The organism is Arthrobacter ipis, assembly GCF_014694315.1.
Taxonomy (GTDB): Bacteria; Actinomycetota; Actinomycetes; order Actinomycetales; family Micrococcaceae; genus Arthrobacter; species Arthrobacter ipis.
This window is the reverse complement of record NZ_JAAOXD010000001.1, coordinates 181,005-202,463: the sequence shown is the minus strand read 5'-3', so window position 1 is coordinate 202,463 and position 21,459 is coordinate 181,005. Positions and strand designations below refer to the sequence as shown.

General features: G+C 64.5%; 23 protein-coding genes. 4 read left to right on the top strand and 19 right to left on the bottom strand.

Translation table 11 applies throughout. From position 1 onward, the window contains the following. Positions 1–44: 44 nt before the first annotated feature. From G9E11_RS00870 to G9E11_RS00850, 5 genes are all read right to left on the bottom strand, one after another. Positions 45–1,616, bottom strand: a complete 1,572-nt coding sequence (locus G9E11_RS00870; RefSeq protein ID WP_190602122.1) for a transporter — start codon at positions 1,614–1,616, stop codon at positions 45–47. Next, positions 1,598–2,362, bottom strand: coding sequence for an ABC transporter ATP-binding protein (locus G9E11_RS00865; protein ID WP_190602120.1), 765 nt, complete (start codon positions 2,360–2,362; stop codon positions 1,598–1,600). The genes G9E11_RS00870 and G9E11_RS00865 overlap by 19 nt, the downstream gene beginning before the upstream one ends. 83 nt (positions 2,363–2,445) lie before the next feature. Then, positions 2,446–3,543 (bottom strand): NADH:flavin oxidoreductase/NADH oxidase, encoded by a 1,098-nt coding sequence (locus tag G9E11_RS00860; protein WP_190603546.1) that lies wholly within the window; start codon positions 3,541–3,543, stop codon positions 2,446–2,448. A gap of 5 nt (positions 3,544–3,548) precedes the next feature. Then, complete coding sequence (locus tag G9E11_RS00855; RefSeq protein WP_190602118.1) at positions 3,549–4,526, bottom strand: tetratricopeptide repeat protein; 978 nt, start codon at positions 4,524–4,526, stop codon at positions 3,549–3,551. Between the two features lie 83 nt (positions 4,527–4,609). Continuing rightward, the gene (locus G9E11_RS00850; RefSeq protein ID WP_190602116.1) at positions 4,610–6,397 is read right to left on the bottom strand and encodes a hypothetical protein; all 1,788 of its coding nucleotides are present in this window, start codon (positions 6,395–6,397) and stop codon (positions 4,610–4,612) included. A 191-nt stretch (positions 6,398–6,588) separates the two neighbouring features. On the opposite strand from G9E11_RS00850, the gene G9E11_RS00845 reads away from it, so the two are divergent. Continuing rightward, positions 6,589–7,956, top strand: a complete 1,368-nt coding sequence (locus tag G9E11_RS00845) for an AI-2E family transporter (RefSeq protein WP_190602114.1) — start codon at positions 6,589–6,591, stop codon at positions 7,954–7,956. A 2-nt stretch (positions 7,957–7,958) separates the two neighbouring features. On the opposite strand, the gene G9E11_RS00840 is transcribed toward G9E11_RS00845, so the two are convergent. After that, positions 7,959–8,759, bottom strand: coding sequence for an alpha/beta hydrolase (locus tag G9E11_RS00840; RefSeq protein WP_190602112.1), 801 nt, complete (start codon positions 8,757–8,759; stop codon positions 7,959–7,961). A gap of 51 nt (positions 8,760–8,810) precedes the next feature. Further along, positions 8,811–9,167: an ATP/GTP-binding protein gene (locus G9E11_RS00835; protein ID WP_190602110.1), complete on the bottom strand. Its 357-nt coding sequence runs from the start codon at positions 9,165–9,167 to the stop codon at positions 8,811–8,813. Between the two features lie 143 nt (positions 9,168–9,310). Between G9E11_RS00835 and nucS the strand changes: the two genes are divergently transcribed. Continuing rightward, positions 9,311–10,006, top strand: a complete 696-nt coding sequence (nucS, locus tag G9E11_RS00830) for an endonuclease NucS (RefSeq protein ID WP_190602108.1) — start codon at positions 9,311–9,313, stop codon at positions 10,004–10,006. Positions 10,007–10,301: 295 nt separating this feature from the next. Continuing rightward, positions 10,302–10,505: a cold-shock protein gene (locus G9E11_RS00825; protein WP_003804766.1), complete on the top strand. Its 204-nt coding sequence runs from the start codon at positions 10,302–10,304 to the stop codon at positions 10,503–10,505. A 128-nt stretch (positions 10,506–10,633) separates the two neighbouring features. On the opposite strand, the gene G9E11_RS00820 is transcribed toward G9E11_RS00825, so the two are convergent. From G9E11_RS00820 to G9E11_RS00770, 12 genes are all read right to left on the bottom strand, one after another. Then, the gene (locus G9E11_RS00820) at positions 10,634–11,065 is read right to left on the bottom strand and encodes a DUF2550 domain-containing protein (protein WP_076801988.1); all 432 of its coding nucleotides are present in this window, start codon (positions 11,063–11,065) and stop codon (positions 10,634–10,636) included. Between the two features lie 10 nt (positions 11,066–11,075). After that, positions 11,076–11,360, bottom strand: coding sequence for a F0F1 ATP synthase subunit epsilon (locus tag G9E11_RS00815; protein ID WP_111905897.1), 285 nt, complete (start codon positions 11,358–11,360; stop codon positions 11,076–11,078). 1 nt (position 11,361) lies between these two features. Beyond that, on the bottom strand, positions 11,362–12,816 hold the full coding sequence (atpD, locus tag G9E11_RS00810; protein WP_190602106.1) for a F0F1 ATP synthase subunit beta: 1,455 nt from the start codon (positions 12,814–12,816) through the stop codon (positions 11,362–11,364). A 72-nt stretch (positions 12,817–12,888) separates the two neighbouring features. After that, positions 12,889–13,779: a F0F1 ATP synthase subunit gamma gene (locus tag G9E11_RS00805; RefSeq protein ID WP_190602104.1), complete on the bottom strand. Its 891-nt coding sequence runs from the start codon at positions 13,777–13,779 to the stop codon at positions 12,889–12,891. 76 nt (positions 13,780–13,855) lie between these two features. Next, the gene (atpA, locus tag G9E11_RS00800; RefSeq protein WP_190603544.1) at positions 13,856–15,493 is read right to left on the bottom strand and encodes a F0F1 ATP synthase subunit alpha; all 1,638 of its coding nucleotides are present in this window, start codon (positions 15,491–15,493) and stop codon (positions 13,856–13,858) included. A gap of 83 nt (positions 15,494–15,576) precedes the next feature. After that, entirely contained in the window at positions 15,577–16,404 is an 828-nt protein-coding gene (locus G9E11_RS00795) for a F0F1 ATP synthase subunit delta (RefSeq protein ID WP_190602102.1), read from the bottom strand. Continuing rightward, on the bottom strand, positions 16,404–16,961 hold the full coding sequence (locus G9E11_RS00790) for a F0F1 ATP synthase subunit B (RefSeq protein ID WP_190602100.1): 558 nt from the start codon (positions 16,959–16,961) through the stop codon (positions 16,404–16,406). Before G9E11_RS00790 ends, G9E11_RS00795 begins: the two co-directional genes overlap by 1 nt. Positions 16,962–17,014: 53 nt before the next feature. After that, positions 17,015–17,233, bottom strand: coding sequence for an ATP synthase F0 subunit C (gene atpE, locus G9E11_RS00785; RefSeq protein ID WP_003804776.1), 219 nt, complete (start codon positions 17,231–17,233; stop codon positions 17,015–17,017). 78 nt (positions 17,234–17,311) lie between these two features. Continuing rightward, complete coding sequence (gene atpB, locus G9E11_RS00780; RefSeq protein WP_111905891.1) at positions 17,312–18,112, bottom strand: F0F1 ATP synthase subunit A; 801 nt, start codon at positions 18,110–18,112, stop codon at positions 17,312–17,314. A gap of 81 nt (positions 18,113–18,193) precedes the next feature. Further along, positions 18,194–18,532, bottom strand: coding sequence for an AtpZ/AtpI family protein (locus G9E11_RS20845; protein ID WP_218625934.1), 339 nt, complete (start codon positions 18,530–18,532; stop codon positions 18,194–18,196). Then, positions 18,532–19,029 carry a Cg1360 family ATP-synthase-associated protein gene (locus tag G9E11_RS00775; protein ID WP_190602098.1) on the bottom strand — a complete coding sequence of 166 codons (498 nt, stop codon included), beginning with the start codon at positions 19,027–19,029 and terminating at the stop codon, positions 18,532–18,534. The genes G9E11_RS20845 and G9E11_RS00775 overlap by 1 nt, the downstream gene beginning before the upstream one ends. 90 nt (positions 19,030–19,119) lie before the next feature. Next, positions 19,120–20,247, bottom strand: coding sequence for an MraY family glycosyltransferase (locus G9E11_RS00770; protein WP_190602097.1), 1,128 nt, complete (start codon positions 20,245–20,247; stop codon positions 19,120–19,122). A gap of 315 nt (positions 20,248–20,562) precedes the next feature. On the opposite strand from G9E11_RS00770, the gene G9E11_RS00765 reads away from it, so the two are divergent. Then, on the top strand, positions 20,563–21,459 hold the full coding sequence (locus G9E11_RS00765) for a glycosyltransferase (protein WP_190602096.1): 897 nt from the start codon (positions 20,563–20,565) through the stop codon (positions 21,457–21,459).

Sequence of the window (21,459 nt, the reverse complement as noted above, 5' to 3'; positions counted from 1 at the left end):
GGCAGATGCATCTGGCCGTTCAGGACATTCGCGGTTGGCTGTCTTCAGCGGTTGACCGTGACCTGGGCCAAGAGCTCCGGGCCGCGGGCATCGAGCCAGCGCCCGCCCACCCGGACCCCCACAATGAACAGTGCTGTGCCGAGGACAGGGCCTAGCACCAGGTTGATCCAGCCAAACAGCGGGTCGCCGGTAAGCACCTGCGCCAGGACCAGGCCGGCTTCCGGGAGGACCAGCACCAGGAGGACACCCATCCCGCCAAACTGAACCGCAAGGGTCTGCCCGACGTTGCCCGGCGGCTTCTTGAAGGGGCTGTCGCCGGGAAGAGGCACGGCAATCGTGTAGCGGGCGGACACCACGGAGGACAGGCCCAGCCCGGTCAGCAGCACTCCCACGGAGATTCCCAGGATGGAGGGCCACCACGCCCAGTCGCGCGTGATGAAGAAAGGCACACTGGCGAGGACCAGCACCGTTGGCAGCGCGAACGACAGACAGGCCAGCGCGCGCCCCAGCCGGTCATGGACACCCCGCACGCCGGCGGCCAGGTGCAGGGCAAATGCGGTGTTGTCGTACGACACATCCCCGGAGATGGACCACGCCAGAAGGAACGCGGTGAGCGGCCCGGTAATCATCAGGACGCCGTAGTCGTTGGTCTGGCTGCCCTGGAAAGCCAGGACGACCGGCAGCAGCGGGATGACCACCAGCGAGCCTGAATACCGGGGATCACGGAACCAGTAGGTCAGCGCCCGTGCCGTGATGGCACCGGCAGGAGTGCCGGGCAGGAGCGCGAAGAGCCCCAGGCGCCCGCCCTTCCGGCGGCTGCTTCCGGCGAAGGGCGGCGTTACGAGCGCGCGTTCGAGCAGCAGCTTCCAGCACCAGGAAAGCACAGCCAGCGTGGCCACGGCGATGAGGAGTTTGAGTCCTGCCGGGCCCACGTGTCCCCTTTCGAGGTCGCCGCCAAGTGACCAGGCGGCCCCCAGCGGCGTCCAGGAAATCCTGCCGGCCAGCTCGGACAGGAAGGCTCCTGAACCCGCCATTCCCTGAAAGATGCCGGCGGTGATGGGGCCGAGGAGGACCAGGGGAACCATGAAGGCAATCCCGCTGACGTCCTTGAAACGCCGTGAGGCAGCCAGGCTTGCCGTGGCTGTTGTGACGACGCGGGAGAACACCACACAGGTGAGCACGCCCAGGAGGGCTCCGACCAGCGCGCCTGCGGCTGGCAGCACACCGCGCGTCCAGGTGACCACGGTTCCCAAAGCGACGAGCAAAGTGGCCAGCCCCGGGAGCCCGATGAGGCCGCCGAGCGCGAGGCCGGCCAACAGCTGTGGCATGGGCACGGCCGACGTCGTGAAGCGGGCCGGGTCAAGCGTCATATCCACCGCCGAGGCAACGACGGGCACAATCCCCCAGCCCAGCAGGGCCGCCGAGCCGCCGAGCACCACCACGGTCTGGGCCAGGCCCGGGTCCTCCTGCCGGAGGAGGACCAGCAGCACCACGCACATGCCCACGATGCCCAGCGCATACAGTCCGCCGAAGGCCAGCCCCACCAGCTGCCACGGGCTGCGCTTTAGACCGTTCCGCAGAAGCGTGAGCTTCAGCCTCAGAAGGTGCGCAACCATTCGAGCCCCTCCGTCTGGCTCCTGCCGCCAACAAGCTGCACGAACCTCTCTTCCAGGCTTGCGCCGGCCCGTACCTGGTCCACAGTTCCGGCGGCCAGGATCCGGCCCCCGGCAATCACGGCGACGTGGTCGCACATCCGCTGCACGAGGTCCATCACGTGGCTGGACACGATCACGGTACCGCCCGTGGCCACGTACCTCTCCAGGATGTCCCTGATGTTGGCGGCGGAGACGGGATCCACGGATTCGAAGGGCTCATCCAGCACGAGCACCTTCGGAGCATGGATCAGCGCGGAGGCCAGCGCGATCTTCTTGGTCATGCCGGCGGAGTAATCCACCACGAGGGTGCCCGCGTCCTGACTGAGGTCCAAAGCCGCGAGCAACTCCCCCACCCGGGCCGCCACCACGGCCCTGTCCATGCCCCGGAGCAGCCCGGCGTAAGTGACCAGCTGCTCACCGCTGAGCCGGTCAAAGAGCCGCACTCCGTCGGGCAGGATGCCCATCAGCTTCTTGGCTTCCAGCGGCTGCGCCCAGACGTCCACCCCGTGGACCACCGCCGTTCCGAAGTCCGGGCGGAGCAGGCCCGTGGCCATGGACAGGGTGGTGGTCTTGCCGGCACCGTTGGGCCCGACAATGCCGAAGAACGAACCGGCGGGAACGTCGAGGCTGATACCGTCCACCGCGATCTTGGTGCCGAAACGCTTGGCAAGCCCCCTGATCGAGAGGGCTGTTAAGGGAGTGCTCATGCACTTACCCTAGTCTTGGCCTGTCGCCGGGGGGATCCTCCGGAAGGAGTAGAAACCTACCGACGCAGTACGCCTAAAAGCTGTCAGAACGTACGGCGGGGCACGGCCCGTTCGTACTGCGGCGCCCAGCGCAGGTCGTGGCCGAGTTCAAAGGCGGCCCTCAGCCACCAGTGCGGATCCCGCAGTGCCGCCCGGGCGATAAAGACGCCATCAGCCTGTCCGGTGGCCACCACGTGCTCGGCCTGCCCGGGGGACGTCAACAGCCCCACGGTGCCGGTGGCGACTCCTGTTTCGCGGCGGATCCGGGCTGCGAACTCCGTCTGGTAGCCCGGCCCGGGCTGGATCTGCTGGTGCGCAACGGCCCCGCCGCTGGAGACGTCGACCAGGTCCACTCCCCGCTCAGCGGCCTGCGCGGCCAGGCTGACCGAGTCCTCGACGCTGATTCCGCCCTCCGCCCAGTCGGTTGCCGAGATGCGAAGCAGCAGCGGCATGGACTCCGGGATGACATTGCGGACAGCGTCGATGACAGCCAGGGTCAGGCGGTTACGTCCCTCCGCATTGCCGCCCCAGGCGTCCGTGCGGTCGTTGATCAGCGGGCTCTGGAACTGGTGCAGGAGGTAGCCGTGGGCGCCGTGCAGCTCGATGGTGTCAAAGCCGATGTTGACGGCGCGGTTGGCTGCGGCGGCAAAATCCGCGATGACGCGCTTGATGTCATCCTCGGTCATGGCTGCGGGCGGCGCGTAGCCGTCGAACGCCTGGGTGCCCGGACCCACTGTCTCCCAGCCGCCGTCGGACGCCGGAACCGATCCGCTCCGGCCGGAAAACGGCCAGTACGTGGACGCCTTCCGTCCGGCATGGGCGAGCTGGGCACCGATCTTGGCGTCGGCGACGCCGTGGCGGTGCACGAAGTGGACGATCCGCTCCCAGCCCTCCGCCTGCTCGTCGTTGTACAGCCCCGCGTCGCGAGGGCTGATGCGCCCTTCGGCGTTGACTGCCGCAGCCTCGGTCAGGATGAGGGCCGCTCCCCCGGCGGCGAACGATCCGAGGTGCATGAGGTGCCAGTCGGTGGGCACTCCGGGGGCCTCGTCAGGTTCGCAGCTGTACTGGCACATCGGCGACACCCAGCCCCGGTGCTGCAGCTTCAGGGAGCGCAGCGTCAGGGGCTCGAACAGCGCGGGCACCGCCACTAAAACAGCACCCGTGCCAGGGCCTGGCGGGCCTTGCCCACGCGTTCGTCCGTGGTTCCGACAACTTCGAACAGCTCGAGCAGGCGCACGCGGGCGGACTCGCGTTCCGGGCCGAAGTTCCTGCCGATAAACGCCACCACGCGGTTCAGGGCATCCTCCACGTGGCCGCCGGCGAGATCAAGGTCAGCAGTGCCCAACTGGGCCGTGAGGTTGTCCGGTTCGTCCGCGGCAAGCTGGCGCAGCGCCTCGCCCTCGGGTCCGGAAAGGCTCTGCAGGCGTTCCATGAGTTCCACCTGCGCCAGGCCGGCCTTGGCCTCGGCGTCCGCCGGCATCTCGACGAGCGCCTGCCGGTAGGCAGCGGCCGCAGCAGCGTAGTCACCCTCTTCGATGGCGTCGAACGCCTTCTGGTGAAGCGGCGGCAGAGGGGCAGGGGCGGATTCTTCGGATGTGCCCGCGCCGCCTCCAACGTTGCCGGTCACACCGTTGGCGGCGGCCACCGTGAGCAGTTCGTCCAGCAGCGGGCGGATTTGCTCCTCGTCAGCGCCACCCTGGAAGAGCGGAACCGGCTGGCCCTTGAGCACGGCGACGGCGGTGGGAACGGCCTGCACCTGGAACGCCTGGGCCAGTTGAGGGAATGCTTCGATGTCCGCGGCGGCGAGGACCAGCCGGCCGCCGTAGCTCTTGATAATCCGGTCAAGCGCATCCAGGACGCCGGTGGATTCGGGCGAATAGGCGGCCCAGAGGGCAAATACCACGGGCACCTGGGCGGACAGCTCCACAAGGCTCTGGAAGTTCGCCTCGGTGACGTCCACCCGGAGGGCGGGTCCGCCGTCGGCCTGCTGTGAATCAGCGGCGTCGGTGTTGCCCGGAGGCGCCGGCGGCGCCGGGCGCTGCTTGAGGGAGGAGAGATCGACGGCGCCGCGAAGGTTAAGCTGGCTCGCGGCCGAAGGGACAGGGCGGGAAGCTGGCGAACTCATAGCTCCCACTCTAGCCACAAGAGCGGCCGCGGTAAGCACCGCGGCCGCTCTTGTGACGGCAGGTTTTTAAGGAAAGCCGTTCCCTACTTGAAGCTGGCGCCAACCAGTCCGCGCGTGGCAGCGACGAGCTTCATCGGATCCTTCGAGGCGGCCGGCGGCACATAAACGGCCACGGATTCGGCGAATTTCAGCACCATTCCGGTGGTGGTCTCCTTGCCACCGGCGAGAACGGCCGCATCGTTGCCGATGGACAGCTTGTCGCCCTCCGCCTTGGGGGTGCCGTCGAAGTTGAAGGTCAGGCGGCCAAGGACCAGGGCCCCGCCGTCCTCCGTCCGGAACACGACAGTGCTCTCCGGAACAACCTTGTGCGTGAACGCGAACTTGCCGTCGACGCCGTCCTTCACGATGTCAGCCTGGTAGGACAGCGTGTCCGCGATGTACGGGGAGGATTCCCCTTCAACCAGCTTGCTCTTGAACGTGGAGTTGGACTTGGTCAGCCGGTCGGCCAGGCCGGCGAGCGCTTCCTGCCCGCTGTAGAGCAGTCCGGACTTGTCGTCCGCGGCAAGCGACTCGGTGCCCCCGCGCACGATGGCGGGGAACGTGGTGCCGGGCTGCAGCGGGGACGTGCCCACCAGCTTGTAGTTTTCCCGCGGCGAGCTCTGCACGAGCGTAAGCAGCTGCGGCACAACGTTGCCTTCACCCTGCGTGACGGCCATGATGGAGCGCGGCCATTCGCGCTTGTCCGTGACCACCGTCGTCAGGAGCTTCGTGGAACGCACCGGCATGCGCGCGTCATAGGAGGCCACACGCGACCTGATCTTGTAGTTCTGGGTGCGGACCTCAAGTTCCGTTCCGGCAACGCGGGCGGCAAGCTTCTTGGCGTCCTTGGCGGCGTCGCCGGCGTCGGTGGCGCTGGCCACCTGCTCCATGATGCGGCGGAACTGGGCGTCCAGGACCACCGGAGTGCCGTTCCCTGCGGGGGCTGCAGCCGCGCTCGTCGCAGGTGCTGCGGATTCGCTTGCAGTAGAGGCCGGGGCCGACGAGGTGCTGGCCTGCGCGGCAGCTGCGCCGCCGGCGAGGACCGCGGCGGTGGTGGCGGCCACCACCACGCTGAGCCGTGCGGAGGAAGACCGTTCACCGGCCTTAGCCGCCGCCTTGGCGCGGGCGCGCCGGGCAAACAGGCTGCCCTGCTTGTCGCTGGCCTTGCCGGTGGCCCCGCCGCTGGCGGACCCGCTGCCCGAGGACCCACCGTCACGGGGCGCCCCGCCCTTGGGCTTGAGGACCAGCAGTGCACCGCCCGCGAGAATCAGGAGCCCGCCAAGGACCATGAGCGGCACGGCCCACGGCATGGAGGTGTCATTGGGGAACGTCATGGAAATAGACGACGGCGCAGGCTTCTTTCCGTCTGCTGCGAGCAGCAGGGACCAATCGCCGTCGGCCGGAGCGGACCACGTGTAGTCCATCTCGCCGCTGGCGTTCTCGGTGCTGACCCAAAGGTCGGAGCCGGCGGGCGACGGTGCGCTGGCTTCGCCATCGGTGTGCTTAACCTGCAGCGACTTCTTGTCGTCGGAGAGTCCAGTGACGGTGTTGTGGGCGGTCTTGCCCACCCAGGCGTCAACGTCATCCGGGCGTCCGGCCGCGAGCAGGAAGCTGCCCTCACCCTTGACGTTGATGGTTACCGTTCCGCCCTCGAGCGTGCGGAGCTTCTGGTCGATAACGGTCAGGGGCGCGGCTTCGCCGGCGGAAGCCGTTGCCGTGACCGTCTCGGCGGGGGCCCAAAAGGTCTTCTGCCCGATGCCGGCCAGCAGTGTCAGGAGGCCGAGCAGCACAAGTGCAACTGCAGTCTTGAAACGCAAAGGAATACCTATCATCAGCGGGGGTTTACCTCCAATAGTAACCGTTTTGTTACCAATAGGCCGGACCGGGGGCCGTGGAGCCCCGGCTCCGGCCCAGCGAAACGCCGCCCGCCCGGCTATTCACAAGGCTGCTGATAGTGTTTGCGATGATCATCACATCCGGCCCGCAGCCGCGGCGCCACGCACGGTAAAGGCATCAAAAAGCAGTGACTGAACACACGGATCCGTCCATGCGCGGCGCCGAAGATCTGCCCGACGCCGACTCCCCCCAGAGCCTGCCGGCACCACAGGACACTGCTGCACACCGTGCGGCAGACCACAGCACTGCGCCACAGCCCGCCCCGCACCACAAGCCCGTAAAGACGAAGGGGCGTCCCGCGGCCCTCGGTGCCGTGCTGAGGCGCCTGCGCCAGCCGATCCCCGGCGCCCAGCCGAGGCTACGGTTTGAATTCCCGCCGGAGCATCCCGACAACCTCGGGACAGAAGACGCCGGCGAACCCGGAGACACGGAGCGTTTCGGGTCCCCCGGGCCCCGCATCTCGGCCCAGCACCCGCTGTATCTGGGGTTCATGGGCACCGTGGGCGTCGGCCTGGCGCTCCTGGTCTACTGGATCGGCTCCCACACCACCCAGCTCCTGCTCTGGATTGTGGCTGCCCTGTTCATTGCCCTCGGCCTGGACCCGGTGGTGCGCTGGCTGGAGGGCCGGAAGATCCCCCGGCCCGCCGGCATCCTCGTCTCGGTATCCGTGCTGATGCTTGCCGTCGTCGGCTTCTTTGCCACCCTCATCCCCACGATCGTGGAGCAGGTCACCGAGCTCGTGAAGCAGGCTCCGATATGGGTGCGCGACTTCATCAACTCGGATTTCTTCCGGACAGTGGACAACCAGTTCGGCGTGCGCGACCGCATCACCGAGGAACTGGACAAGTTCGTCAAGAACCCGGAGGCCATGAGCGGCATCTTCGGCGGCGTCGTCGGTTTCGGTTCGACGGTGGCCAACGGCCTCTTCGGCACCCTGATCGTGCTGGTGCTCAGCCTTTACTTCCTCGCCGCCCTCCCCGCAATGAAAAAGTGGGGCTACCGGCTGGCGCCGCGTTCCCGGCGCGGACGGGTCGAGGCGCTATCCGAGGAGATCAGCCGCTCCGTGGGCAACTACGTCATCGGCCAGGCTGTGGTAGCCCTCCTGAATGCCACCTTTGCCTTCATCGTCATGTCCATCATCGGCGTGCCGTTCGCGGTGCTGCTGACGTTCGTCGTGGCGCTGCTGGCCTTCATCCCCCTGGTGGGCGGGCTGATCGCCGGCGTGGTGGTCATCCTGATCACGCTGACGCTGGGCTGGCAGTCCGCCCTGGCCTACGCCATCTGCTACTTCGCCTACCTGCAGTTCGAGGCGTACTTCATCTCGCCGCGCATCATGCAGAAAGCCGTGGCGGTGCCCGGCGCCGTCGCCGTCATCTCGGTGATCGCGGGAGGCAGCCTGCTCGGCGTCCTGGGGGCACTCATTGCCATCCCGACGGCGGCCGCCACCCTGCTGCTCATCAAGGAGATCTACATCGTGCGGCAGGATAAGCACTAGCCTCAGACAGCGGCGGCGGCCACCGGCCCTTCCCATTCCTGCGGCAGGCCCTCGGCTCCCGCACCGTCACGCGTGACGTCGTCCACGATCTCATTCAGCACCCGGGCGGCCTGCTTCTCCCCCACCCAGAGGTGCTTGGCGCCGTCGACCCCCACCACCCTGGCCTGCGGCACAAGCCCAAACCGGGCCACTGCGGCGGCGGGCCGGAGGTAGTCGTCGTGCTCGGGCACCAGGACGGTCAGCGGCTTGCCGGCGGCGGCCCAGAGCAACATGTGCTCGTCGGTGGCGCGGTGCAGCGGCGGGGACAGCAGCACTGCGCCCTCCACCTGGGAGGCCACCGGTTCCACTGCGCCGTACATGAGCGCGAGTTCGGTGCCGAAGGACCAGCCCACCAGCCAGCGGTTGGGCAGCTCCCGCTCGACGGTGAAGCGCACGGCCGCCTCCACGTCGTACCGCTCGCCGATGCCTTCTTCAAACGTTCCGTCACTGGTTCCGCGCGGCGAGGAGGTGCCCCGGGTATTGAAGCGCAGTACGGCCACCCCGGCCAGGGCCGGCAGCCGGTAGGAGGCCTTGCGGTACACGTGGGAATCCATGAAGCCGCCGTGCGTGGGCAGCGGATGGAGGGTGATCAGCGTGGCAGTGACCGGACCCGATTCCGGCAGGGCCAGTTCGCCCACCAGAGTGTGGCCGTCCTCGGTGCGGATTTCAATGTTTTCGCGCCGGGCGGGAAGCACCGTGGAGGCGCGGATCGCTGTCGCTGCTGATGGCTGGTTAAAGACGTACGACGCCGGGTCAAAAGTCATGCGCACCAGCTTATCTTCCGGCCGGGTTGCCCCGGCACGGGTCACCGAGCGTTACCGGTACCGGAAGTTGCGGGACGTCCAGCAGTTGGTGTGCCAGTGGCGCCGCTCGGCCAGCCCCGCGGCAGCTCCGAACAGGTGGTCGTCCGCCCAGACCACAAGGTGGGCGATCCCGGGCAGCACACCGGTGGAGCAGCCCGGGCAGATGTACGTCTTTTCGGCGTTGCGCGCTGTCATGGTGCGCACCATCCAGTCGCCGTCCGGCGCGCTTTCGCGCCGGGCGATTCCCGCGCGGGCCCGCTCGAGGTCAAGTTCCGGGACGGGACCTGCGCCGTGCTTTCCACCGCCCGTGGCGTTTCCGGCCGCACCGCGCCCGGCTTTGGGGCGGCGGGGACGGTTGGAGCGGGGCATGCCTCCATTCTGCCTTAGCCGATACCCCTGCCCTGCACTGCATGACATCGCGCTACTGCACGCCAGGGTCCCGCCCCTGTCTGGCGTGCACTGCCGGGAAGGCATGGCGGAGAAGGCACTGCCGAGAAGGTATGGTGTAGGGCGTGCGTCTCGTCATAGCCCGTTGCTCCGTTGATTATGTTGGCCGGCTCAAAGCCCATCTCCCCCTCGCCACCCGGCTCCTGCTGGTGAAGGCCGACGGTTCGGTCCTGGTGCACTCCGACGGCGGCTCCTACAAGCCGCTGAACTGGATGAGCCCGCCCGCCGTTCTCCGCGTGACCTCCCCGGAGGACGCCGACGTCGAGGTTGGGGTCGTCGAGCAGTGGACCGTGCAGTCGGCCAAGACGGACGACCGGCTCATCATCAACATCCATGAACAGCTCCACGACAGCTCCCACGAACTGGGACAGGACCCTGGCCTCATCAAGGACGGCGTCGAGGCCGACCTGCAGCGGCTCCTCGCCGACCAGATCGAAACCCTCGGGGAGGGGTTCTCCCTGATCCGGCGGGAGTACTTCACCGCCATCGGGCCAGTGGACATCCTTGCCCGGGATGCCGGCGGCGCCACGGTGGCCATTGAACTGAAACGCCGCGGGGACATCGACGGTGTGGAGCAGCTGACGCGGTACCTCGAACTGCTCAACCGGGATCCCCTGCTGGCACCGGTGCGCGGCATCTTCGCCGCCCAGCAAATCAAGCCGCAAGCCAGGGTGCTCGCCACGGACCGCGGCATTGACTGCGTGACCCTGGATTACGACGCGATGCGGGGCGTTGACGACGTCGAGTCCCGGCTTTTCTGACCTGTATTTTCTGATTGGCGGGGCTGCAGCCAATGGTGATCAGGTGTTTACTCCGGATTTGCCCAAAATTTGGCGTAATTCGCGTTTTGACCGTTGACCAGACGGTTTGCCCATGAAATTCTTATACCAGTCTTTGTGTAGGTGTTTTTCATGCTCGCAAGACATGTTGCGAGCGCGAAGCTCCTGCAACGCAATTCCGGTCATCGGGGGTGCAGGCCAGGATTCTTCTCGCAGAGTAACCAAGACCAGTACGAGGTGTGCTGGCCTTAAAAAGTTCCATACTGAGGAGAAATAAATGGCACAGGGAACCGTCAAGTGGTTCAACGCTGAAAAGGGCTTCGGCTTCATCACCCCGGACGACTCCGATGGCGATGTCTTCGTTCACTACTCCGAGATCCAGACCGGTGGCTTCAAGACCCTCGACGAGAACCAGCGTGTTCAGTTCGAAATCGGCCAGGGCGCCAAGGGCCCCCAGGCCACGGGCGTAACCGTCGTCTAAGCTGTCGCAAAATAAATGATCCTCGGCATTCGTGCCGGGGATCATTTTTGTGTCACTAATGTTTTCATATCCTGAAACATTCTCGCGCCGCGTTGGCGCCCCATGCGGTTCAGGCCGTGGCGGGAGCCTCAGCGCCAGGTCCCCACGCCGATGACCGGCCCGGCTTCAAGCCAGGAGGACAACCCCGTGTAGGCGTCGAACTTCATGGCCAGGAAGACATCCTCCCCCTCGTACCGAAGCTCCACGATCACCACATCGGGCTGCACCTTGACCAGCTCCGCCTCTGTAGGCTGGCGCCGGCCCAGCAGCTCAAGGGAGCTCCGTTTGAAGCGGTGGCGGGGCCGCACGCTCAGGGAAAGCAGTTTGAACCACTCAAGCTCATTGTCCTGATAACGACAAACCCCCATCCGCCAGCTCTTTCCAGCCGTACGAATGGAGGCGTCAACCGTGCCCAGGGCGCGCCGCAGGTTGAAGCGGCGCACCCCAAACAGGCACAGCGTAAAAATCAGCACCGCAAACACGGTTGCTATGGCGATGAACGGAAAGGAAGTAACGTCCATCAGGGTTGTGCTATCGGATCCCCGCAGTGGCCGCGTCACCCAGTTGGGCGTTGTCAGCAACAATTACCACCCGGTCGTTGTCGACGGAGAAGAACCCGCCGTCAACATCCACGGCAATGCGGTCGCCGGAAACCGGCTCGATTGCCAACTGGCCCTCAGCCAAAATCGCCAGCACGGGCGAGTGGCCGGGCAGGATTCCGATTTCACCATCGCTGGTGCGGGCCTTGACCATCTTGGCCGCCCCGGACCACACGAAGTGGTCCGCTGCGACAATCTCAACCTCAAGCTCAGCCATATTACTTGGTCTGTTCCTGAATCTTGGCCCACTGGCGCTCAACGTCATCCAGGCCGCCGACGTTGAAGAACGCCTGCTCTGCAATGTGGTCGAGCTCGCCGTCGCAGATCGCAGAGAAGCCTTCAACGGTGTCCTTGATGGAAACCGTGGAGCCCTCAACGCCCGTGAACTGCTTGGCAGTGTAGGTGTTCTGCGACAGGAACTGCTGGATACGGCGCGCACGCGACACGACGATCTTGTCCTCTTCGGACAGTTCGTCAACACCGAGGATGGCGATGATGTCCTGGAGTTCCTTGTTCTTCTGCAGGATCTGCTTCACACGGACAGCCGTGTTGTAGTGGTCCTTGCCGATGTACTGCGGGTCCAGGATTCGGGATGTCGAAGTCAGCGGGTCCACTGCGGGGTACAGACCACGGGAGGCAATTTCACGGGAAAGTTCCGTGGTGGCGTCCAGGTGTGCGAACGTCGTGGCCGGTGCCGGGTCGGTGTAGTCATCTGCGGGGACGTAGATGGCCTGCATCGAGGTGATGGAGTGCCCCTTGGTGGACGTGATGCGCTCCTGGAGGAGGCCCATCTCGTCGGCAAGGTTCGGCTGGTAACCCACGGCGGAGGGCATGCGGCCCAGCAGCGTGGAAACCTCGGAACCTGCCTGCGTGAAGCGGAAGATGTTGTCGATGAAGAGCAGCACGTCCTGGTTCTGGACATCGCGGAAGTACTCCGCCATGGTCAGGGCGGACAGGGCCACGCGCAGACGCGTTCCCGGCGGCTCGTCCATCTGGCCGAACACAAGGGCGGTGTCCTTGAGGACGCCTGCCTCTTCCATTTCAACCCAGAGGTCGTTACCTTCACGGGTACGCTCGCCCACACCGGCGAACACGGAAGTACCACCGAAGTTGCGGGCAACACGGGTGATCATTTCCTGGATCAGAACGGTCTTGCCCACGCCGGCGCCGCCGAACAGGCCGATCTTTCCGCCCTTGATGTACGGGGTGAGGAGGTCGATGACCTTGATGCCCGTTTCGAGCATTTCGGTGGAACCCTCGAGGGACGCGAAGGACGGGGCCTTGCGGTGGATCGGCCAGTAGTCAGAAGCCTGGATCTCGGACTCGTCGACGTCCAGCGGCTTGCCGAGGACGTTGAAGATGTGGCCCTTGACGCCGTCGCCAACAGGCACGGTGATCGGGGAACCGCTGTCCACTACGGACGTGCCGCGGACCAGGCCGTCGGTTGCCTGCAGGGAGATAGCGCGGACGAGGTTGTCACCCAGGTGCTGGGAGGTCTCGAACGTGATGGTCTTGGTCTCACCGTTGAGAGTGATCTCGGTGGTGAGTGCGTTGTAAATCGAGGGGATTGCGTCAGCCGGGAATTCGACGTCGACAACCGGGCCAATGACACGTGCGATCCGGCCGGTGGCACCGGTCGTTGCGGCTACGTGTTCGGTAGCGGTGGCAGTCATCTCTCTCACTTCACTCGTAGATGGCGTGGGGTTAAGTTTATCTTTTGTTGCAGGGGTCCGGGACCGGTCCGGCTACGACGCGAGTGCGTCGGCGCCGGCCACGATTTCGGAAAGCTCCTGCGTAATCTCTGCCTGGCGGGCGGTGTTGCGCAGACGCGTGTACTTCTTGATGAGGTCCGTGGCGTTGTCGCCGGCGGATTTCATCGCCCGCTGGCGTGCAGCAAGCTCAGAAGCCGCTGCCTGCAGCATGGCCGCGAAAATGCGGGATTCGATGTAGCGCGGCAGCAGGGCGTTGAGCACCTGTTCCGGCTCCGGTTCGAACTCGTAAAGCGGCAGCAGTTCCGATTCGGAGGCAGCCTGCTCTTCCACAACTTCGAGGGGAAGCAGTCGGATGACGGTCGGCTCCTGCGTCACCATGGATTTGAAGCGGGTGTACACAACGTGGATCTCGTCCACGCCGCCCTCTTCGAAGTCAGTAGCGAAGTCTTCGAGCAGGGCCACGCCGATTTCCTGCGCCGTGGCGAACTCAGGGGCATCGGTGTTGCCGGTCCAGACGCGCCCATAGGGACGGTTCCGGAACTCGAAGTAAGCCTGCGCCTTGCGGCCCAGCAGGAACGTCTTGACTTCCTTGCCTTCGGCACGGAGCAATTCATTCAGGCCTTCGGCCTGCTTGAGCACGCTGGCGGAATACGAACCTGCAAGGCCGCGGTCTGAGGTAATGACCAGGACGGCGGCCCGGCGGATGTTCTCCGGCTCGGTAGTCAGTGGGTGGTCGATTTCGCTCTGGCTTGCGACAGCAGAAACAGCGCGCGTGATCGCGTTCGCGTAAGGCAGTGAAGCTGCCACCCGGGCACGGGCCTTGCCGATGCGCGAGGTAGCGATCAGTTCCATCGCCTTGAAGATCTTGCGCATCGACGTCGTCGAGCTGATCTTCTGACGGTAGACCCGGATCTGGGCTCCCATACTTATCCTTTCCTAAGATCCCGATGGCCGGGACTGCCGGACCCGCAAAGGGTTCCGGCAGTCCCTGCCAGCGAAACTAGCGCTTCTGCCTGACGATTTTTTCCTGGTCGACCTGACCCTCCGAGATAGCTTCATGCTCCTCGTGGCCGGCGCCCACCAAGTGGTTGTCCCCCTCGCCGAAGAAGCCCTTCTTGAAGTCCACGATGGCGGTCTTCAGTGCTTCGACGGTGTCATCGCCCAGAACGTTGGTCTGAGCCAGCGTCGTGAGGATAGAGGACTTGTGCTTGAGGTGGTCCAGGAATTCGGACTCGAAGCGGCTGATGTCCTCAACCGGAACGTCGTCCAGGTAGCCCTGGGTACCGGCCCAGATGGACACAACCTGGTTCTCAACCGGGAACGGCGAGTACTGGCCCTGCTTGAGCAGTTCCATCAGGCGTGCCCCGCGGGTCAGCTGCTGGCGGGATGCGGCATCGAGGTCCGATGCGAACATCGCGAACGCCTGCATGTCGCGGTACTGGGCAAGATCCAGCTTCAAGGTACCGGAGACCTTCTTCATGGACTTGACCTGGGCGGCACCGCCAACGCGGGACACCGAGACACCAACGTCAACAGCGGGGCGCTGGTTGGCGTTGAAGAGGTCGGACTGCAGGAAGATCTGGCCATCGGTGATGGAAATCACGTTGGTCGGGATATAGGCGGAGACGTCGTTTGCCTTGGTTTCGATGAGCGGCAGGCCGGTCATCGAGCCTGCGCCGAGCTCGTCGGAGAGCTTGGCACAACGCTCCAGCAGGCGGGAGTGCAGGTAGAAGACGTCCCCCGGGTAGGCTTCGCGTCCCGGCGGGCGGCGGAGCAGCAGCGACACGGCGCGGTAGGCTTCGGCCTGCTTGGACAGGTCATCAAACACGATGAGGACGTGCTTGCCGCCGTACATCCAGTGCTGGCCAATGGCCGAACCGGCGTACGGTGCGAGGTACTTGAAGCCGGCCGGGTCGGAAGCCGGGGAGGCAACGATCGTGGTGTACTCGAGCGCTCCGTTGTCCTCAAGGGTCTGGCGGATTGCTGCGATCGTGGAAGCCTTCTGGCCGATCGCGACGTAAACGCAGCGGACCTGCTTGGTGACATCCCCGGAAGCCCAGTTGTCCTTCTGGTTGATGATCGTGTCGATGGCAATGGCGGACTTGCCGGTCTGACGGTCACCAATGATCAGCTGGCGCTGGCCACGGCCGATCGGAATCATGGCGTCGATGGCCTTCAGGCCGGTCTGCATCGGCTCGTGCACAGACTTGCGCTGGGTAACGCCCGGTGCCTGAAGTTCAAGGGCACGGGTGGTCTCGGCCTTGATCTCGCCAAGGTCGTCGATCGGCACACCCAGGGGGTCCACCACGCGGCCGAGGAAGGCGTCGCCCACCGGCACGGACAGAACCTGTCCGGTGCGGTGAACTTCCTGGCCCTCTTCGATGCCGTAGAAGTCACCGAGGACGATGACACCGATCTCGCGAACGTCGAGGTTCTGGGCGAGGCCCAGGGTGCCGTCTTCGAAGCGAAGCAGCTCGTTCGCCATGACCGAGGGAAGGCCCTCAACACGGGCGATGCCGTCACTTGCGGCGGTCACACGGCCGACCTCTACGCGCTCTGCGTTTCCGGGTTCGTAGGACGCCGCGAATTCGTTCAACGCATTACGGACGTCGTCGGCGTTGATGGTCAATTCGGCCATCTGCAGTCCCTGCTCTCCTGTATTCGTGATCATCGTTGCTCACGATGACCGGGGTTTCTATCAGTTGTGTGGTGCTTGTCCGGCTAGCCGGCCAGCTGGCGCTGGAGGTCGTTCAGGCGGGTGAGGAGCGAAGCGTCGAGCACTTCGTCCCCCACCTGAACGCGGATGCCGCCGATCAGCGTGGGGTCAACGTTGAAGTTGACCTTCAGCTCGCGTCCGTAAAGGGAGTTAAGTCCCTGCTGCAGACGGTTCTCCTGCGTCCCCGTGAGGGGACGCGTGACGCTGACCGTCGCAATCCAGCGCTGCTGGCGCTTGGCGGCGAGCTCGGCGAAACGGCTCACGAGTTTGGTTGCCTTGATGCCACGGGGCTGCGCGACCGCCTGTCCGATGAGGACCTTGGCTTCCTCACTTGCGGAAGGAACCAGCCTCTCGGCCAGGGCGATCTTTGCAGCAGCGCTGGCCTGCGGTTCAGACAGGGCGCGCTGCACATCGTGGTTGGCAGCCACGGCCTGGTTGAAGGAGAAAAGATCGTTCTCCAGCTCTTCCAGACCGGTGATACCGGAGGCAGAAACGGCCGACTTGTTTTCAGCAACGGCGATGACCACCGTTGCGGCAAGCGTCTCGAGTGCATCGCCGATGTCTCGCGCCGATGCCCAGCGTGAGCTGGCCAGACCGGCTGCGACGTCCACGGCTTCGGCGGAAGCTTTTCCGCTGAAGAGCTGCTTGATCAACGCCGACTTTTCCTCACCGCTGCGGGAGGGGTCAGTCAGGGCGCGGCGCAAGCCAGCCGAGCTGTCTACCGCGCCCAGGATTCCGAAAAGTTCCTTTGCCAACTGCAGCGATGCAAACGGAAGCTTTGGCTCCAGCTCGGTCAGCGCCTTGGTCAGCGATTCGCTCGATACACCTGCCATTACTTAGCTACACCTGCGTTCTGGGTCTCCAGATCAGCCAGGAAGCGGTCAACGACGCGTGCTGCACGTGCGTCGTCCTCGAGGGTTTCCCCAACGATGCGGCCCGCAAGCGTGGTGGCAAGGGTGCCCACCTCCGAACGAAGCGACACAACGGCCGCCTGGCGCTCGGATTCGATCTGCGCGTGAGCCTGAGCGGTGATGCGTGCAGACTCTGCTGCAGCCTTCTCCTTCAGTTCCGCCAGGATCAGGGCGCCTTCGGCACGTGCTTCCTCACGGATACGGTTTGCCTCAGCACGGGCATCGGTGAGCTGCTGCTTGTACTCTTCGAGTGCAGCAGAAGCCTCAGCCTGAGCCTTCTCAGCCTTGGCGATGCCGCCCTCGATGGCCTCGGCACGCTCTGCAAACGTCTTCTCGAACATCGGGACAACGAACTTGACCACGATGAAAAAGAGGACAGCAAAGCCGGCGAGGACGACGCCCATTTCCCAAAGATTGGGAACGAGCGGGTTAGCCGCCTCGGCGCCTTCAGTGGCGGCTGAGATGATCAGCTGATTCATATTTCACCCGTCCTTATCTACTCGGTTCTGAATGTTCGCTAGGTTCTGAAGGTTTACTTGAGAACGAAAGCGAAGACCAGGCCCAGGATGGCGAGGGCTTCAGTCAGCGCAAGGCCGAGGAATGCGATCGGCTGCAGGACGCGCTGGGCTTCCGGCTGACGAGCCACACCGTTGATGTAGGCAGCGAACACGAGTCCCACACCGATACCACCGCCGATGGCCGAGAGGCCGTAGCCGATGAGGTTGAGGGAGCCGTTGATGGAGCCTTCCATTTTTCTTCCTTTCAAGATGCCATGTGTATGGCAGGTTGTTTGGGTTGCTTCATCCCCACGAGGGGAAGTTTGGGGTGCCTAGTGGCTGTCGGCGTGGAGTGCGCCTTCGATGTAGATCGCAGTCAGCAGTGTGAACACGTACGCCTGCAGCGCCATGATCAGCGCTTCCAGCATGTACATGGCAATTGCGCCGGCGAGAACCAGAACCGAGGTGCCCTTGAGGAGGACGTTCTCCTGCATGACGAGGTATTCGATGCCCGAACCGGCAATCATGACGATCAGGTGGCCGGCCAGCATGGTGGCGAAGAGACGCAGGCTGTGCGTGACCGGACGGACCAGGAAGTTCGAGATGATCTCGATCGGAATGACGATCGGGAGGATGTAGACCGGGACACCGGAGGGAACGGTGGCGAGCTTGAAGTAGCGCAGGCCGTTCTTCTTGATGCCGATACCGATCCAGGTGACGTACACTATGGCTGCCAGCACGTAGGCGCCGCCGACGTGCGAGAAGCTCGGGAGCTGGATCACCGGAATTGCGCCGTAGATGTTGTTCACCAGGATGAAGAAGAACAGGCTGAACAGCAGCGGGACATACTTGATGAAGTCCCTGCCGCCGATGATGTCCTTGGCGATGCTGTTGCGGACGAAGCCGTAGGCGGCCTCACCTGCGAACTGCAGCTTGCCGGGAACGAGCTGCTGCTTCCGCGCAGCGAGCAAAAAGAATGTGGCGATAATGACGACGGACAGGATAACCAGCAGCATCTGCTTGGAGAATCCGTCTGCCGCACCCCACGGCAGGATTGCCGGCAGGTGCATTTCTTCAATTCCGGGAGGTGTGAACTCTCCTGAATTTTGGGCCGGGAGCGCAAGCGCGATCAACGCGTTTCCTCTCTGCAGTGTCCATCGTTGGGCGTTGGTAAGGTTCCGGCGCGCGTCATGCTTGCCCTCCCCCTCGTGAAATTATTTGGCATTACTGTTCCCGTCCTCGGACGGGCCGCTGGCTGCACCGTTCCCGCCAGTTGTTTTCCTTGAACTGGTGAGGCCGTGCATATGGGACAGATAGAACCCTCCCGCAGCTCCAAGCAGAGCGCCTACGAGCACAATCCAGCGGGTTCCCCACAGATAATCCAGTCCCCACCCTATCAAACTCCAGACGATGATTCCGCCAATTATGTAGCTAAAGACGGCCATTCCAGCGTTGTAACCGCCGTCGGAATTTTCGCTGGGTACAGCGGCAGGACCGGGCGTTGGTTTGGGTGTTCCAGGCTCGTTTTTCCCGGGGTGCTTGTGCTTGGTCATCAGTGTTGCTCACCGTTCGACTTGGGGTCGCTGTCCGGTTCGGGGTCGTTGAAGATCTGCAGCCGGGCTTTGCTGAAACCGTAGATCTCGGCAGCCTGCCACGTGACCACAGCCACGACGGCACCTATGACGAACCAACGGCCGTGCAGCCAGTCGGGAGCACCCAGGGCGAACAACACCACAGCGAAACCGATGACCTTGACGAAGTAAGTAGCCACGAACAGGCCGACGGCGCCCGAGGGGTTATTGCGCCCCACAAAGTGTCCGATCAGCAGGCTGATGGCGAAGAACACGACCACCAGCAGGCCGCCGAGGCTGCTGGACACAACCCCGGTCCAACCGTTCAGCAGCACCGCCACCACACCGGTAAGGACCAGAGCGCAGCAGGAGACTGCCGAACTGAGTCCAAGCAGACCGAGCCAGAGCGACCGCGTGGGCCCGGAGACACCAACGGATTCCTTGCCGGACACAGGTCCGGGCTCGGCGTTGGAGGTCATGCGAACCAATCTTCGTGGCAGGGTGGAGTGGTGCAGGAAAGACCTGCACCTGAATTCTACATGAGATAGAAATTTTCCGAAAAGCGCGTATTACTCCGGTGTTGGCCCTGCTCCGGCCTCATCGCCACGGCGGCTCAGGTACGGCCAGGCCGTGACCAGACCCATGACCATGGTGGCGGCGACCATGACGGCCAGCACAACCTGCCAGGGGTAGACGGCGAAGGCCAGACCCCCGAAAGACAGCACCGCGGCCCACAAATACAGCAGCATGACCGCTGTGCGGTGGGAGTAACCGATGTCCATGAGTTTGTGGTGCAGATGCCCGCGGTCGGCGGACCACGGTGAACGCCCGACGGCGGTGCGCCGCACCACCGCAAGGCACAGGTCCAGGAGCGGCAGGAACAGCACGGCAAACGGCAGCAGGATCGGGATGATCGTGGGGATACCGTTGACGCGGTCATAAAGGCCCGAGGTGATCTGCCCGGTCGAGACCACACCGGCCGACGCCATGAGGAGGCCTATCAGCATCGCGCCGGAATCGCCCATGAAGATCTTTGAAGGAAACCAGTTGTGTGGCAGGAAGCCCAGGCAGCTGCCCACAAGGACCGCCGTCAGCAGCGTGGCGAGGTCGGAACGGTCCAGGATCGGCGCGTTCCGGTGGACCCAGTAAGCGGTGAGGAAGAACGCGGACCCGCCGATAATGGCCACCCCGGCGGCCAGCCCGTCCAGCCCGTCAATGAAGTTGAAAGCGTTCATCGTGACGACGATGAGGCCGGTGGTGAGGACGATGTTAATTGGGTCCGAGTCGAAGCGGATCGGTTCCGGAATGAACGGAATGATGGTCATCCGCACGCCCCAGACGGCTACCACGAGCGCGGCGAGAGACTGCCCGATCAGCTTGACCCACCAGCGAAGGTCCAGAAGGTCGTCCGCCACTCCGACCAGCACGATGACGGCCGCTCCCGCCAGCACACCCCACGGAGCGCCGTTGTTCCGGAAGATGTCCTTGACGAAGAAGGATTGGCTTGCCACGGCCAGTGCCACCAGCACGCCGACGAAGATCCCCAGCCCGCCGAGCCGCGAGACCGGGCTTGAATGCATGTCCCGGCTGCGGATAGGAGCGAACAGCTCAAGCCGGTTCCCGATCAGCCGTGCACCCCACGTGGCCCCGTAGGACACGAGCGCTGCGGTCAGCATCATGGACAGGTACATGATCACGGCGCGGCCACCATTCCGACGGTGCCGTACGCGTTGCTGGCGCAGTGCTTCCCGCCATGCTGCAGGCTATGCGGATGCGGATTCGGGGTCAGTCCGGGCGGACCATGCGGGCTCGATAGGTGTGAATCTGACGTGCAATAAATGAAACTTCTCCGTCGCCATGCGCGCACAGACAGGCAGTGCATAGTGCCTGACGGGGCTGTATTACAGTGGACTCTAGTCAAGATACTAACGCCAACGGGTACATCGCTTCGCGTCACACGGCCTTACGCCGGCGGGAAACTTGCCGACGGCTGTGCTGAAAGGATCCCCGCAATGCCAGTGTCGGTCGCAGTTGCCGCCGTGACGTTTGACCGTCCCCATGAGCTCGCCGTCCTGCTGAGGGCCATCAACGGGCAGACGGCCCCCGTGTCGACAATCTGCCTCGTTGACAGTGGCACGGTCCCCGCCAAGGACGTCGCCGCCCAGCATGCGAATGTGGACTACATCCGTTCCGAAGCCAACCTTGGCGGTGCCGGGGGCTTCTCCCTTGCGGCGCTCAAGGCCGTGGCAAGCGGTGCCGATTGGGTCTGGATGATGGACGACGACGCCGAGCCGGCGGACGCCGAGTGCCTGGCCACGCTGATCCGGGAAGCGGAGGCGCGGGACCTGGAGGCCGTTGTGCCCCTGGTGGTAGCCCCGGGGCATCCCGACCAGCTCTCCTTCTTCTTCCGGCTGGACGGCAAGGTCTCCCACGACCGGGCCGCGCTGGAGAAGGTGGGGTTCCTGCCGAACGACGGCCACTTCTTCAACGGTGCGCTCATCCGCTCCGATGTCTTCTTCAAGGTGGGCCTGCCGGACATGCGCCTCTTCATCCGCGGCGACGAGGTGGACTTCACCATCCGGCTGCGCAAGGCAGGCATCCGTTTCGGCACCGTCACCACGGCTGCGATCATGCACCCGCACGCTTTTTCCGAAACGAAGCACGTGTTTGGTGCCCGCTGGCACGTCATCGTCCCGGACGGCGCGTTCAAGCGCTACTACTACTACCGCAACCGCGGCTACCTTATTCGCCGCCACTTCCGTGTGAAGTCCCTGGTGGCCGATGTTGGCGGTTACCTCGGCTATTTCCTCCGCAGGGGCGATGTCCGCGGGCTTGCGGACTGGTTCCGGGCGTTTTCCACCGGGCTCCGCGGCAAGGGATTTGGCCCGCTGAAGGACCAAAAGTTTTAA

What these genes read in the sequence shown, in the direction of transcription:
- G9E11_RS00870 (WP_190602122.1), bottom strand. Translation starts at nt 1,616, where the DNA reads ATGGTTGCGCACCTTCTGAGGCTGAAGCTCACGCTTCTGCGGAACGGT.
- G9E11_RS00865 (WP_190602120.1), bottom strand. Translation starts at nt 2,362, where the DNA reads ATGAGCACTCCCTTAACAGCCCTCTCGATCAGGGGGCTTGCCAAGCGT.
- G9E11_RS00855 (WP_190602118.1), bottom strand. Translation starts at nt 4,526, where the DNA reads ATGAGTTCGCCAGCTTCCCGCCCTGTCCCTTCGGCCGCGAGCCAGCTT.
- G9E11_RS00850 (WP_190602116.1), bottom strand. Translation starts at nt 6,397, where the DNA reads ATGATAGGTATTCCTTTGCGTTTCAAGACTGCAGTTGCACTTGTGCTG.
- G9E11_RS00840 (WP_190602112.1), bottom strand. Translation starts at nt 8,759, where the DNA reads ATGACTTTTGACCCGGCGTCGTACGTCTTTAACCAGCCATCAGCAGCG.
- G9E11_RS00835 (WP_190602110.1), bottom strand. Translation starts at nt 9,167, where the DNA reads ATGCCCCGCTCCAACCGTCCCCGCCGCCCCAAAGCCGGGCGCGGTGCG.
- G9E11_RS00825 (WP_003804766.1), top strand. Translation starts at nt 10,302, where the DNA reads ATGGCACAGGGAACCGTCAAGTGGTTCAACGCTGAAAAGGGCTTCGGC.
- G9E11_RS00820 (WP_076801988.1), bottom strand. Translation starts at nt 11,065, where the DNA reads ATGGACGTTACTTCCTTTCCGTTCATCGCCATAGCAACCGTGTTTGCG.
- G9E11_RS00815 (WP_111905897.1), bottom strand. Translation starts at nt 11,360, where the DNA reads ATGGCTGAGCTTGAGGTTGAGATTGTCGCAGCGGACCACTTCGTGTGG.
- atpD (WP_190602106.1), bottom strand. Translation starts at nt 12,816, where the DNA reads ATGACTGCCACCGCTACCGAACACGTAGCCGCAACGACCGGTGCCACC.
- G9E11_RS00805 (WP_190602104.1), bottom strand. Translation starts at nt 13,779, where the DNA reads ATGGGAGCCCAGATCCGGGTCTACCGTCAGAAGATCAGCTCGACGACG.
- atpA (WP_190603544.1), bottom strand. Translation starts at nt 15,493, where the DNA reads ATGGCCGAATTGACCATCAACGCCGACGACGTCCGTAATGCGTTGAAC.
- G9E11_RS00795 (WP_190602102.1), bottom strand. Translation starts at nt 16,404, where the DNA reads ATGGCAGGTGTATCGAGCGAATCGCTGACCAAGGCGCTGACCGAGCTG.
- G9E11_RS00790 (WP_190602100.1), bottom strand. Translation starts at nt 16,961, where the DNA reads ATGAATCAGCTGATCATCTCAGCCGCCACTGAAGGCGCCGAGGCGGCT.
- atpE (WP_003804776.1), bottom strand. Translation starts at nt 17,233, where the DNA reads ATGGAAGGCTCCATCAACGGCTCCCTCAACCTCATCGGCTACGGCCTC.
- G9E11_RS20845 (WP_218625934.1), bottom strand. Translation starts at nt 18,532, where the DNA reads ATGACCAAGCACAAGCACCCCGGGAAAAACGAGCCTGGAACACCCAAA.
- G9E11_RS00775 (WP_190602098.1), bottom strand. Translation starts at nt 19,029, where the DNA reads ATGACCTCCAACGCCGAGCCCGGACCTGTGTCCGGCAAGGAATCCGTT.
- G9E11_RS00765 (WP_190602096.1), top strand. Translation starts at nt 20,563, where the DNA reads ATGCCAGTGTCGGTCGCAGTTGCCGCCGTGACGTTTGACCGTCCCCAT.